Genomic DNA, 12,318 nt, shown 5'->3' with positions numbered 1-12,318 from the left:
AACCGGCCCCGGGCGAACCCACCCTGCGCCGCCCGGAACTCCGCCCGCTCTGGCACACGGTGCACAGTCGCCTCTCCTCCGGCCGTCCCGTCACCCGGGTGCGTCTCGGCCCGCTCGACGACGCCCAGCGCGAGGCCCTCGCCGATCTGCTCGGCCTGGACCGGCTGCCGGACCCCCGCCCCTCCGTCGCCCTGGCCCGTCTGGAGGAGGCCGTCACCGAACTGTGGGGCCGCACCGTACGCGAGACCGTCACCGCACTCGTCGGTCCCCTCGACGACCGCGCGGGCGAACGACGCCGCCAGGAAGGCGAACGGGCCGAGCTGTGGGCCTGGTTGGACGGTCACGCCGTCGTGCGGGCCCAGCCCGCCCTCGCCGACTGGGCCGCCTCGTGCCGAACCGCCGGCCTGGTCGGCGGCTCACCGGAAGGTACCCGGTCCCTGCTGACCGACGCACTGACCGTGCTCGCGGCGCTGCCCGCGGAGGCGGAGCCACTGCCCGTGTTCGCGGCCCGGGTCCTGCGAGGCGACTCCCACGTCCTCGACGACGGCACCCGTCTGTCCGCCCTCGTCCTGCGCGCGCTGGCGGCCCTCCATGACGGCGTGCCGCCGCAGTCCGCGGCGGACCGGCGCGCCCTGTGGTCGCGCGCGGGCGTCGCCGACGACGACCTGTCCGCCACCGTTCTCGTCGGTGGACTGCGTCCCTCCGGCGACGGCCCGCTCGCCCGCGTGGCCCGCGTCTGCGCCGAGGCCGGACAGGGCGCCGCCCTGACCCTCGCCCAACTACGTGCCCCGGGCGAGTTCACCCTCGCCGCGGATCCCGCGCCCGTCGTCCACGCGGTGGAGAACCCCAGCATCCTGGCCCTCGCCGTACGCCGCTTCGGCCCGGCCTGTCCGCCGCTCGTGTGCACGTCGGGCTGGCCCAACAGCGCGGCCGTCCACCTTCTCCGTCTCCTCGCGGACCACGGCGCGACCCTCCGCTACCACGGTGACTTCGACGGCGAAGGCATCCGTATCGCCGCGTATCTCCTGGACAAGACACCGGCCCGGCCCTGGCGCATGGCGGCGACGGACTACCGCACCGCGGTCGCCCGCAGCCCGCAGGGCCCTCCGCCCGGCCGTCTCACCGAGGCGCCCTGGGACCCCGAACTGGCCCCCGCCATCCTCGACCACGGCACCGCCGTCGTCGAGGAACTGATGGCCGACGTCCTGCTGGCGGACCTCGCCGCGACGGTGCGGGCCTGAGTCCTACGGCTCGGGGCGGGGGACGAAGCGGCCGCCGGCCGGCCGGTCAGCCCACGTGTACCCGGGGGCGTCGGGCCCGGTTCCGTTCGGCCTCGCGCAGGACCTCTCGGGTGACGGGGGCGACCTCTCCCTGGCCGAAGAGGAAGAAGCGGAGGAAGTTGGCGAAGGGGCCGCCCTCCGTCCACTCGAAGTAGATGTGCGGTATGGCGCCGGTCGCGTCACGCACGTGCAGGAGCAGGGCGGCCAGGGCGTTGGGGACCGAGGAGGACTCCAGCGTCAGCACGCGGTAGCGGCCGTGCATCACCTCGCCCCGGACCGCCAGGCCCGCCTCGAACTCCGACGGGTCGGTCACCGTCACCTCCACGAAGACGAAGTCCTCGGCCGTGGGGACGTCGTTGTCGTGGCGGATCTGTTCGATCTTCTCGCGGTACTCGGTGAGGTCGCGGTTGTCCGGCTCGTTGGCGATGAAGCGGATCTTGCGGTGGGCGATGTCCCGTACGAAACGTTCCGCCATGCCGTCCAACTGCACACTCGTCACGCGGAGTTCGAAAGCGCGGGCCAGGCGGGAGAGGAGGGAGACGAGGATGATGCCGGCGATGAAGCAGGCGCCGATCTTCACCCCGTCGGGGCGTTCGATGACGTTCAGGACGGTGGTGTAGAGGAAGACCGCCGAGATGACGCCGAAGGCGATGGTCCAGTTGCGCTGGCCGGCCTTGCGGGCGGCGATCGTCACCGCGATCGCCGCCGAGCTGATCAGGACCAGGACGCCCGTCGCGTAGGCGCCGCCCTGGGCGTCCACGTCCGCGTCGAAGATCCAGGTGACCAGGAAAGCGACCAGGGTGAAGACGATGACCATCGGGCGGACCGCGCGCGCCCAGTGCGGCGCCATGCCGTACCGGGGGAGGTAGCGCGGCATCAGGTTCAGCAGGCCGGCCATGGCGGAGGCGCCCGCGAACCAGAGGATGGCGATGGTGGAGACGTCGTAGACCGTGCCGAAGGCGTTCCCCAGGTAGTCGTGCGCCAGATACGCCAGTGCGCGCCCGTTGGCGTCGCCGCCCGGCTCGAACTCCTTCTCCGGGATGAGGAGCGTGGTGATGAAGCTCGTGCAGACCAGGAAGACGCTCATGATCACGGCGGCCGCCGTCAGGAGCTTCTTCGTGTCCCGGATGCGGCCCTTCGGATTCTCCTCCGTGTCGCCCGGCTCGCCCTTCACGTGCGGCATGACCGCCACACCGGTCTCGAAGCCGGAGAGACCGAGCGCGAGCTTGGGGAAGACGATCAGGGCCACGCCGATCATGACGAAGACATTGCCGTGTTCGGCGGTCAGGGCGGTCGACCAGTCGGTGACGACATGGCCTTCGGTGACGACGTGCCACAGGCCGGTCACCACGACCACGACGTTCAGCGCCAGATAGAGCGCCACCAGCGCCACCGCCACGCCGATGGCCTCCAGGAAGCCCTTGAGGAACACCGCCCCCAGCAGGGCGATGAGGATGAGCGTGATCAGAACCTGCTTGTCGTGCAGGACATCGGTGAGGTGGGGGTTCTCGATCAGGTGGGTCGAGGCGTCCGCGGCCGAGAGGGTGATCGTGATGAGGAAGTCGGTCGCCGCGAAGCCCAGCAGGGTCAGGACGAAGAGCTTGCCCTTCCAGAACGTCAGCAGGCGCTCCAGCATCGCGATCGACCCCTCGCCCCGGGGGCTCTCCTCGGCCACGCGACGGTAGACGGGGAGCGCGCCGGCGAGGGTGACGATCACGAGGACGATGGTCGCCACGGGGGAGAGGAGACCGGCGGCGAGAGCGGCGATGCCCGGCTGGTAGCCGAGGGTGGAGAAGTAGTCGACGCCGGTCAGGCACATCACCCGCCACCAGGGACGACCCTGGTGCGCGGGCTCCGGCTCGGCATGCGGCCCGGTGTGTCCGCCGCCCCTGCCCATGTCGGACAGGCCCTCCAGCATCCACGCCCGCAGGCGGCTGGTGCGGGTGCCCTCCGTGGTGGCCATGAACGCTCCTGACGTGCGGTGATACGAACGTTTCCGGCCATCGCCAGACCGCTGCATCAGCGTAGGCAACGAGTGATGCCCAGGCCATGGGGAACGGGACCGGGCGGCGTCAAGACCGCGTTAAGGTCTGCGCCGACGTCTCGTCCGCCCCCGAGGCGCCGCCCCGGTTCGGCCGCGTGCCCGCCGGCCTGATCCGGTGCCGCGCATCCACTCCACCCCGGCCACCCGCTTTTCCGGGGCGCGGGCGGCGGCGCGTCAGAGGTCTGTCAAAGGTGTCGGTATCGCCGTCAGGGATGTGTCAAGGCCGACCGGTTCCGGCCGCCAAGGAGGTTTGCTCCAGTCGTCCGACTCACTTTTCGAACCTCTTCAAGCTCTAGGAGTTCGCGATGGCCGATGTGGCCTTCGTCGTCGTCACGGTCGCGGTGTTCGCGCTGGTGGCTCTGGTCGCCAAGGGGGTGACCCGGCTGTGACCGTCGAGAACGTCGTCGGCCTGGTCGTGGCCGTCGCCCTGCTGGGCTATCTCGTCCTCGCCCTGCTCTTCCCGGAGAGGTTCTGAGCACTGTCATGGGTCCCGTACCTGCCGGCGTCCTCCAACTGCTCGCCCTGATCGCGGCGCTGGCCCTCGTCCACCGTCCCCTCGGCGACCACATGGCCAAGGTCTACTCCTCCGACACGCACGGGCGCGTCGAGAAATGGCTCTACAGAGGCGTCGGTGCCGACCCCGACACCGAGATGCGATGGCCCGCGTACCTGCGCGGTGTCCTCGCCTTCTCGGTCGCCGGCGTTCTCTTCCTCTACCTCCTCCAGCGGCTCCAGGGCGTACTGCCGGGCTCGCTCGGCTTCGCCTCCATCGACCCGGACCAGGCGTTCAACACCGCCGCGTCCTTCGTCACCAACACCAACTGGCAGTCGTACTACGGCGAGCAGACCATGGGCCATGTCGTGCAGGTCGCCGGTCTCGCCGTGCAGAACTTCGTGTCGGCCGCCGTCGGCATGGCCGTGGCCGTGGCCCTCGTACGGGGCTTCGCCAGGTCCCGGAGTGGTGAACTCGGCAACTTCTGGGCCGACCTGGTGCGCGGTGTCACCCGCATCCTGCTGCCGTTGTCGTTGATCGCGGCCGTCGTGCTGGTCGCCTGTGGCGCCGTCCAGAACTTCTCCGGCATCCACGAGGTCGGACAGTTCATGGGCGGCTCGCAGCAGTGGAACGGCGGCGCGGTCGCCTCGACGGAGGCCGTCAAGGAGATCGGCACGAACGGCGGCGGCGTCTTCAACGCCAACTCCGCCCACCCGTTCGAGAATCCGACCCCCTTCACGAACCTTTTCGAGATCTTCCTGATGCTCGCCATCCCGTTCGCCCTGACCCGCACCTTCGGGACCATGGTCGGCAGCGTCAGGCAGGGCTACGCGATCCTCGCCACCATGGCCACCATCTGGGTCGGGTTCGTGGCGCTGATGATGTGGACCGAGTTCGCCCACCACGGTCCCGCGCTCCAGATCGCCGGTGGCGCGATGGAGGGCAAGGAGGTCCGGTTCGGGGTCGGCGGCTCGTCGATCTTCGCCGTCTCGACCACGCTCACCTCCACGGGCGCGGTGGACTCCTTCCACTCCTCCTTCACCGGGCTCGGCGGCGGCATCACCATGCTCGGCATGATGCTGGGCGAGATCGCGCCCGGCGGTACCGGCTCCGGCCTCTACGGCATGCTCGTCATGGCGATCATCGCCGTGTTCATCGCCGGGCTGATGGTCGGCCGTACACCCGAGTACCTGGGCCGGAAGATCGGCACCCGCGAGATCAAGCTCGCCGCCTGCTACCTCCTCGTCACGCCCGCGCTCGTGCTCGTCTTCACCGCGGCGGCCATGGCACTGCCGACGCCGGGCCACTCCATGACGAACTCCGGCGCGCACGGATTCTCCGAGATCCTCTACGCCTATACGTCCGCGTCGAACAACAACGGCTCGGCCTTCGCCGGGCTGAACGCCGACACCCAGTGGTTCAACAGCACGCTCGGCATCGCGATGCTGCTGGGCCGGTTCCTGCCGATGATCTTCGTCCTCGCCCTCGCCGGTTCGCTCGCCGAACAGAAGCCCGTGCCGGTGACGGCGGGCACACTGCGCACCGAGAAGCCCCTGTTCACGGGGTTGTTGGTGGGCGCGATCCTGATCATCACCGGGCTGACCTACTTCCCGGCCCTCGCGCTGGGCCCGCTCGCCGAAGGACTGGCGTCATGACCGCCGACGTAACGAAGCAAGAGGACGCGATGTCCACGGCCACTGCCACCCGGGCGCCGCACAGTGACGTGCCCACCGGGCACCGGTCCGGCGAGGGCCGGGTCGGTGCCGGACTCTTCGACCCCGGGCAGTTGGTCAGGTCGCTGCCGGACGCCCTGCGCAAGCTCGACCCGCGCGTGATGGTCAAGTCGCCCGTCATGTTCGTGGTGCTGGTCGGGTCCGTACTGACCACGCTCTTCTCGTTCGAGGACCCGGCCGACTGGTTCGGCTGGACCATCAGCGCCTGGCTCTGGCTGACCGTGGTCTTCGCCAACCTCGCGGAAGCGGTCGCGGAGGGACGCGGCAAGGCGCAGGCCGACACTCTGCGCAGGGCCAGGACGGACACCGTCGCCCGTCGTCTCTCCCCGGACGCGGCGGGCGAGGAACGCGTGCCCGGCACCGAACTCCGTGTGGGCGACCGCGTTGTCTGCGAGGCCGGCGACATCATCCCCGGCGACGGTGACGTCGTCGAGGGCGTCGCGGCGGTCGACGAGTCGGCGATCACCGGCGAGTCGGCCCCGGTCATCCGGGAGTCCGGCGGCGACCGGTCCGCCGTCACCGGCGGGACGAAGGTCCTCTCCGACCGCGTCGTCATCAGGATCACCACCAAGCCCGGTGAGACCTTCATCGACCGGATGATCAACCTCGTCGAGGGCGCGGCCCGGCAGAAGACGCCGAACGAGATCGCACTGAACATCCTGCTGGCATCGCTGACCGTCGTGTTCCTGCTGGCGGTGGCGACCCTGCCCGCGTTCGCGGACCACGCGGGCACGCACCTCACGATGGTCGTCCTGGTCGCGCTGCTGGTCTGCCTCATCCCGACCACGATCGGCGCTCTCCTGTCCGCCATCGGCATCGCGGGGATGGACCGGTTGGTCCAGCGCAACGTCCTCGCGATGTCCGGCCGGGCGGTCGAGGCCGCCGGAGACGTGTCGACGCTCCTGCTCGACAAGACGGGCACGATCACCCTCGGCAACAGGCAGGCCGCCGAGTTCGTTCCGGTGCACGGCACCACCGAGGACGAGGTCGCGGACGCCGCCCAGCTCTCCTCGCTGGCCGACGAGACACCGGAAGGCCGCTCCGTCGTCGTACTGGCGAAGACGGGGTACGGGCTGCGCGAACGGCACCAGGGAGAGCTGACCGGTGCCGAGTGGATCGCCTTCACCGCCCGGACCCGGATGTCGGGTGTGGACGTCGACGGGCGCAAGGTCCGCAAGGGCGCGGCCGGTTCGGTCACCGCCTGGGTGCGGGAGCGGGGCGGAACGGTCGCCGAGGACGCGGACGGGATCGCCGACCGGATCGCGCAGGTGGGCGGCACGCCCCTGCTCGTGGCGGTCGAGGACGCCGACGGAGCACGGGTGTTGGGTGTCATCCACCTCAAGGACGTCGTCAAGGACGGCATGCGTCAGCGGTTCGAGGAACTGCGGCGCATGGGCATCAGGACCGTCATGATCACGGGCGACAACCCGCTGACCGCGAAGGCGATCGCCGAGGAGGCGGGCGTCGACGACTTCCTCGCCGAGGCCACACCCGAGGACAAGATGGCCCTCATCAAGCGGGAGCAGGCCGCCGGCAAGCTCGTCGCGATGACCGGCGACGGCACGAACGACGCGCCCGCGCTGGCCCAGGCGGACGTGGGCGTGGCCATGAACACCGGGACCTCGGCCGCCAAGGAGGCCGGCAACATGGTCGACCTCGACTCCGACCCGACCAAGCTCATCGAGATCGTCGAGATCGGCAAGCAACTCCTCATCACCCGGGGCGCGTTGACGACGTTCTCCATTGCCAACGACGTCGCGAAGTACTTCGCGATCATCCCGGCGCTGTTCGCGGCCGTGTACCCGGGCCTGGACAGGCTCAACATCATGCGGCTGGCCTCGCCCGACTCCGCGATCCTGTCCGCCGTCATCTTCAACGCGCTCATCATCATCGCGCTCGTCCCGCTCGCCCTGAAGGGTGTGCGGTATCGGCCGATGAGCGCGGACAGGCTGCTCCGCCGCAACCTCGCCGTCTACGGTCTCGGCGGTCTCGTCGTGCCCTTCATCGGCATCAAGATCATCGACATACTCGTCTCGCTCATCCCCGGGATCGGCTGAAGGACATGAACACCTCTGTTGTGAACACCGCCCGCCTGCTGGGAGCGGGTCTGCGGGCCCTGCTCGTGCTGACGCTCGTCACCGGGGTTGTCTATCCGCTCCTCGTCACCGGCTTCGCCCAGGCCCTCTTCCACGACAGGGCCGACGGCTCCGAGATCAGGGACCACACCGGCCGGGTCGTCGGCTCCTCGCTCATCGGGCAGTCGTACGACCTGCCGTTGAAGGAGGGGCAAACGACCCCGCCGGCCGACCTGATGTGGTTCCAGGGCCGTCCCGCCAACGGCCTCGGCACCAACACCGTCAACACCCAGTACAAGCTCATCCTCTCCGGCGCGACCAACCGCTCCGCCGACAACGAACAGCTCGTCCAGTGGGTGAAGGACGCCAAGGCCGCTGTGATCAAGGACAACTCCGTGGCCGGCCACCCGGTCGAGCCGTCCGACGTGCCCGCCGACGCGGTCACCTCCTCCGGCTCGGGCCTGGACCCGGACATCTCCCCGCGGTACGCCGACCTCCAGGTCCGCCGGGTGGCGGAGAAGAACGGACTGCCCGTCGGCCAGGTGCAAAGACTCGTCGACGAGCACACCGACGGCCGCACCCTCGGCTTCATCGGTGAGCCCCGGGTGAACGTCCTCGAACTGAACATCGCGCTCAAGGCACTCGCGGCGAAGAGCTGACGGAGCCACCCGACCCGCGTGGGAGCCGACGGCCCGGACCAGGTCCCGGGTCCGTCGGCTCCCGGCCGCGACCTGGCCGACGAGGGCAACGAGGCGGCCCTGGACCCGACTGGCCGGCCGACCGGCCTCGGCGACGCCGTCGTCGGCCTCGGCGAGCTGAGTGAGCCGTTGGACGCGAGGCCCTTGCACGCCGGCTTCCTGCTCACCCGGCGCGCGGTCGCCACCGAACGACCCGCGCGAGCGGCCACGGATCTCCGACGCCGGGTACGACGAGACCGGCAACGAGAGGGGCCGGCTGCTGCGGGCGCCGGCCGTGGGCCTCGGGAGGGAGGATCCGGCCGGCCGTGAGACGGGGCGGGTTCGTCCATGACTCGATCGAAGGGGGCGTACGACAGTCACTCACCTTCCTATCGGGCTCCGACAGCAACTCCCGTACGTGCTCAGTGAACCGTTCGGGGCGTCTCGTCCGATGAGGGGGTGTGAGCGAATTGACTTCCTCCCCGCCTAAGGGCGGGGGTTCCAGCGGTCGCCCGCTGGGGTTCCTGCTTCACCGACGACCGCCCCGTCCGGGAGGACTCCCGTTGAGGTCTGACACCGTCTCCACAGGCTGTCACGGCCAGCCCGGCCGCGAGAATGTTCTTCGCCGCGTTCACGTCGCGGTCGTGCACCGTGCCGCAGCCGCACGTCCACTCGCGGACGTTCAGCGCCGGCTTCGCCCTGAGCGTGCCGCAGACCCCGCACAGCTTCGAGCTGGGGAGCCAGCGGTCGATCACGATCAGGTCGCGCCCGTACCAGGCGCACTTGTACTCCAGCATGGAGCGCAGTTCGCGCCAGGCCGCATCCGAGATGGCTCGGGCGAGCTTGCCGTTCCTGACCATGCTGCGGACGGTCAGGTCCTCGATCACGACCGTTTGGTTCTCACGGACGAGACGAGTGGTCAGCTTGTGCAGATGGTCCCGGCGCCGGTCGGTGATCCGGGCATAGACCTTGGCCGCCTTACGGCGAGCCTTGGCCCGGTTGTTCGAGCCCTTGGCCTTGCGGGGCAGCTCCCGCTGGGCCTTCGCCGGACGGGCCCGGTCGCGGCGCTCATACCTCGGGTTGGTGACCTTCTCCCCGGTCGACAGGGTCACCGGGGAAGTGATGCCCGCGTCGATCCCGACAGCGGCCGTGGTGGCCGGCGCCGGGGTGATGGCGTCGTCGCACAGCAGGGAGACGAACCAGCGTCCCGCCGCGTCCTGGGACACGGTCACCGTGGACGGGACGGTATCCTCTGGCAGCGGACGCGACCACACGATGTTCAGCGGCTCGCGCATCTTGGCGAGCGTGAGCCGGCCGTCGCGGTAGCGGAACGCCGAGCTGGTGTACTCCGCCGAATGCCGGGACTTCTTGCGCGACTTGAAGCGTGGGTACTTCGCCCGGCCCTCGAAGAAGTGGGTGAACGCGCCTTGCAGGTGCCGAAGGCACTGCTGCAACGGCACCGAGGACACCTCAGCCAGAAAAGCCAGCTCCTCGGTCTTCTTCCACGCGGTCAGCATCGCCGAGGTCGCGTTGTAGTTGACCCGCTCCTGCCGCTGGTACCACGCGGCAGTCCGGGCTTCGCGGGCCAGGTTGTAGACCTTTCGCACACATCCGAAGGTGCGCGACAGATCCGCTGCCTGCGCATCGTCCGGGTAGAAGCGGTACTTGAACGCCCGCTTCACATGCGTGGGCATAACTCACAAACTATCAAATCAGTTCGTGAGTCCCCGCGGGTATCGGGTGGCGGACGACGATCCGCCCTGGCGGCGAATCGCCTTTCCCTGCCCTGCTCCGCAGGAGTCCGTTTCCTCTCCGCCCTGAAGGGCGGAGTTTCCACGGAGGAATCCCGATGAAGCGGGGGAGTCCGGGTGACGCCGAACTGTTGCGGGCGGTCGCGGACGGGGACCGTCGAGCCTTCGAAGAGCTGTACCGGCGCTACGCCCCGTGGCTCGTGCTGCGGCTGCGCGGACGGTGCGCCGATCCGGTGCTGGTCGACGACGTCGTACAGGAGACGTTTCTCGACGTGTGGCGCGGAGCCGCGCGCCATCGGCGGGAAGGCGACGTGGCGGGCTGGCTGTGGCGGATCGGATCGCGCCGCCTGGTGGACGCGCTGCGGGGCGACGGGGCCCGTGGCCGGCTGCGGCAGGCGCTCGCCCGGCTGCGGCAACGCGACGAGGCGTCGGCCGAGGAACAGGTACTGGCCCGGGTGCAGCACGGCGACCTGGCAGGGTCCCTGGCCGGACTCTCGCCGGAGCTGCGGGCGGTGCTGCAGGCCACGGTGATCGACGGCCTGACGACACGTGAGGCGGCCGTCCTGCTCGGCATTCCCCCGGGCACCGTCAAGACCCGGGCCATGCGCGCCCGGAAGCAACTGCGGGAAGGCCTGACATGAGTTGGCACGCCGATGACGGGGACCTGCGGGAGTACGCCCACGGAACGCTGGCGGCGCCCCGGCTGTGGTCCGTCGAGATGCACCTCGCTGCCTGCGCCGACTGCCGGTCCGCGCTTGCCGCCCATGTCCCGCCCGCCGAGATCAGCGCGGGCTGGGCACGCCTGGACGCCGAACTGGACGCCCCGAGGCCCGGCTTCGCCGAGTCGCTCCTCATCCGGGCCGGGGTCGCCGACCACACCGCGCGGCTGCTCGCGGCGACTCCGGTGCTGCGCCGCTCCTGGCTCGGCGCGGTGGCGCTCACCCTGCTGCTCGCGGTCGGCGTGGGACTGGCCGCGTCGCCGCTGATGCTCCTGGCCACGGCGCCGCTGCTGCCGCTGGCGGGGGTGGCGCTGTCCTTCGGGCCGGGACTCGACCCGACGTACGAGATGGCCGTGGTCGCGCCGATGCACACCTTCCGTCTGCTGATGGTGCGCACGGTCGCGGTGCTGTCGACGACGACGCTGCTGAGCGGTCTCGCGAGTCTGGCGCTGCCGTCGTTCGGCCTGGCGGCGCTCGGCTGGCTGCTGCCGGCACTCGCGCTGACCGCGACGGGCGTCGCGCTGACGGCCCGGCTGGGGCCCGTACTCGCACCGGCGCTGGTCGGTGCCGGCTGGACCGCCCTGGTGGTGCTGAGCCGACTGCTGGCGTCCGGCACGCCGCTGCCCTTCACCGCCGAGGGGCAGGGTGCGGCGGCGGCGGTCGCGGCGGTGGCGACGGTGCTGCTGGTGGCGGCGCGGGACCGCTTCGACAGCGGTCGTCCGCTCGGTCCCTCCCTCCGATCCCTTCGATTCGCAGCCAGGAGGCTGTCATGACACGACCCCCGGCCTCGACACGACCCACGGCCTCGACACGACCCACGGTCTCGGCCGCCGGGCTGACCCTGAGCTATCGCGGCACCAGAGCGGTGGACGACGTGACGGTGCGGCTTTCCGAAGGCGTCACGGGACTGCTCGGGCCGAACGGCGCGGGCAAGACGACGCTGCTGCGGATCCTGGCGACGGCGACGCCGCCGGACAACGGTGCCTTCACCGTCCTCGGACACGACCCGAGCACGGTCCACGGACGGCAGGACGTACGAAGGGTCCTGGGCTATCTGCCGCAGAACCCCGGGTTCCATCCGGACTTCACCGCCTTCGAGTTCATCGACTACGTGGCGATCCTCAAGGAGCTGACGGACCGGAGGGCCCGGCACGCCGAGGCCCGCCGGGTCCTCGACGCGGTCGGTCTCGCGGAGGTGCGGGGCAAGCGGATACGGCGGCTCTCCGGCGGTATGCGGCAGCGCGTGGCGCTGGCGGCGGCCCTGGTCGGCGACCCCGGGTTCCTGGTCCTGGACGAGCCCACGGTCGGCCTCGACCCCGAACAGCGCATGCGGTTCCGGGAGCTGATCGCGGAGGCCGGCGAGGGCCGGACGGTCCTGCTGTCCACCCATCAGACGGAGGACGTGGCGATGCTGTGTCACCGGGTGGTGGTGATGGACAAGGGCCGGGTGCGGTTCGACGGCACGGCCGCGGACCTGACGGCCGTGGCGGACGGCCGGGTGTGGCACAGCGGGGAGCGGCAGCCGGGCGCCCGAGCCGGCTGGCGC

10 protein-coding genes are annotated in these 12,318 nt (G+C 70.5%); 8 read left to right on the top strand and 2 right to left on the bottom strand.

All coding sequences use genetic code 11. The features are described 5' to 3' along the window. A partial coding sequence (locus tag AWZ10_RS00385) for a TIGR02679 family protein (RefSeq protein WP_060890148.1) occupies window positions 1-1,241 on the top strand: 1,241 nt, incomplete at its 5' end. A gap of 46 nt (window positions 1,242-1,287) precedes the next feature. Here AWZ10_RS00385 and AWZ10_RS00380 read toward each other — a convergent pair. After that, entirely contained in the window at window positions 1,288-3,243 is a 1,956-nt protein-coding gene (locus tag AWZ10_RS00380; protein WP_060890147.1) for an APC family permease, read from the bottom strand. A gap of 466 nt (window positions 3,244-3,709) precedes the next feature. Here AWZ10_RS00380 and kdpF point away from each other — a divergent pair, with 466 nt between their 5' ends. The 4 genes from kdpF to AWZ10_RS00360 are packed head-to-tail and all read left to right on the top strand — an operon-like array spanning window position 3,710 to window position 8,284. Beyond that, the gene (gene kdpF / locus AWZ10_RS00375) at window positions 3,710-3,799 is read left to right on the top strand and encodes a K(+)-transporting ATPase subunit F (RefSeq protein ID WP_046702884.1); all 90 of its coding nucleotides are present in this window, start codon (window positions 3,710-3,712) and stop codon (window positions 3,797-3,799) included. An 8-nt stretch (window positions 3,800-3,807) separates the two neighbouring features. Further along, window positions 3,808-5,472: a potassium-transporting ATPase subunit KdpA gene (gene kdpA / locus AWZ10_RS00370; RefSeq protein WP_060890146.1), complete on the top strand. Its 1,665-nt coding sequence runs from the start codon at window positions 3,808-3,810 to the stop codon at window positions 5,470-5,472. A gap of 29 nt (window positions 5,473-5,501) precedes the next feature. After that, the gene (gene kdpB, locus AWZ10_RS00365; protein ID WP_060890149.1) at window positions 5,502-7,607 is read left to right on the top strand and encodes a potassium-transporting ATPase subunit KdpB; all 2,106 of its coding nucleotides are present in this window, start codon (window positions 5,502-5,504) and stop codon (window positions 7,605-7,607) included. Between the two features lie 5 nt (window positions 7,608-7,612). After that, window positions 7,613-8,284 (top strand): potassium-transporting ATPase subunit C, encoded by a 672-nt coding sequence (locus tag AWZ10_RS00360; protein WP_060890145.1) that lies wholly within the window; start codon window positions 7,613-7,615, stop codon window positions 8,282-8,284. A 440-nt stretch (window positions 8,285-8,724) separates the two neighbouring features. Here AWZ10_RS00360 and AWZ10_RS00350 read toward each other — a convergent pair whose 3' ends face one another. After that, window positions 8,725-9,996 (bottom strand): RNA-guided endonuclease InsQ/TnpB family protein, encoded by a 1,272-nt coding sequence (locus AWZ10_RS00350; RefSeq protein ID WP_244172327.1) that lies wholly within the window; start codon window positions 9,994-9,996, stop codon window positions 8,725-8,727. Window positions 9,997-10,151: 155 nt separating this feature from the next. Here AWZ10_RS00350 and AWZ10_RS00345 point away from each other — a divergent pair, with 155 nt between their 5' ends. The 3 genes from AWZ10_RS00345 to AWZ10_RS00335 form a co-directional block, all read left to right on the top strand. Then, window positions 10,152-10,694: an RNA polymerase sigma factor gene (locus AWZ10_RS00345; protein WP_046702887.1), complete on the top strand. Its 543-nt coding sequence runs from the start codon at window positions 10,152-10,154 to the stop codon at window positions 10,692-10,694. Then, window positions 10,691-11,545: a cupin domain-containing protein gene (locus AWZ10_RS00340; RefSeq protein WP_060890144.1), complete on the top strand. Its 855-nt coding sequence runs from the start codon at window positions 10,691-10,693 to the stop codon at window positions 11,543-11,545. The genes AWZ10_RS00345 and AWZ10_RS00340 overlap by 4 nt, the downstream gene beginning before the upstream one ends. Beyond that, a partial coding sequence (locus tag AWZ10_RS00335) for an ABC transporter ATP-binding protein (protein WP_060890143.1) occupies window positions 11,542-12,318 on the top strand: 777 nt, incomplete at its 3' end. The genes AWZ10_RS00340 and AWZ10_RS00335, both read left to right, overlap by 4 nt.

The organism is Streptomyces europaeiscabiei (assembly GCF_001550375.1).
GTDB classification, from domain to species: Bacteria; Actinomycetota; Actinomycetes; order Streptomycetales; family Streptomycetaceae; genus Streptomyces; species Streptomyces europaeiscabiei.
Note: the sequence above shows the minus strand (reverse complement) of the source record. Positions and strands in the feature narration are given on the sequence as shown.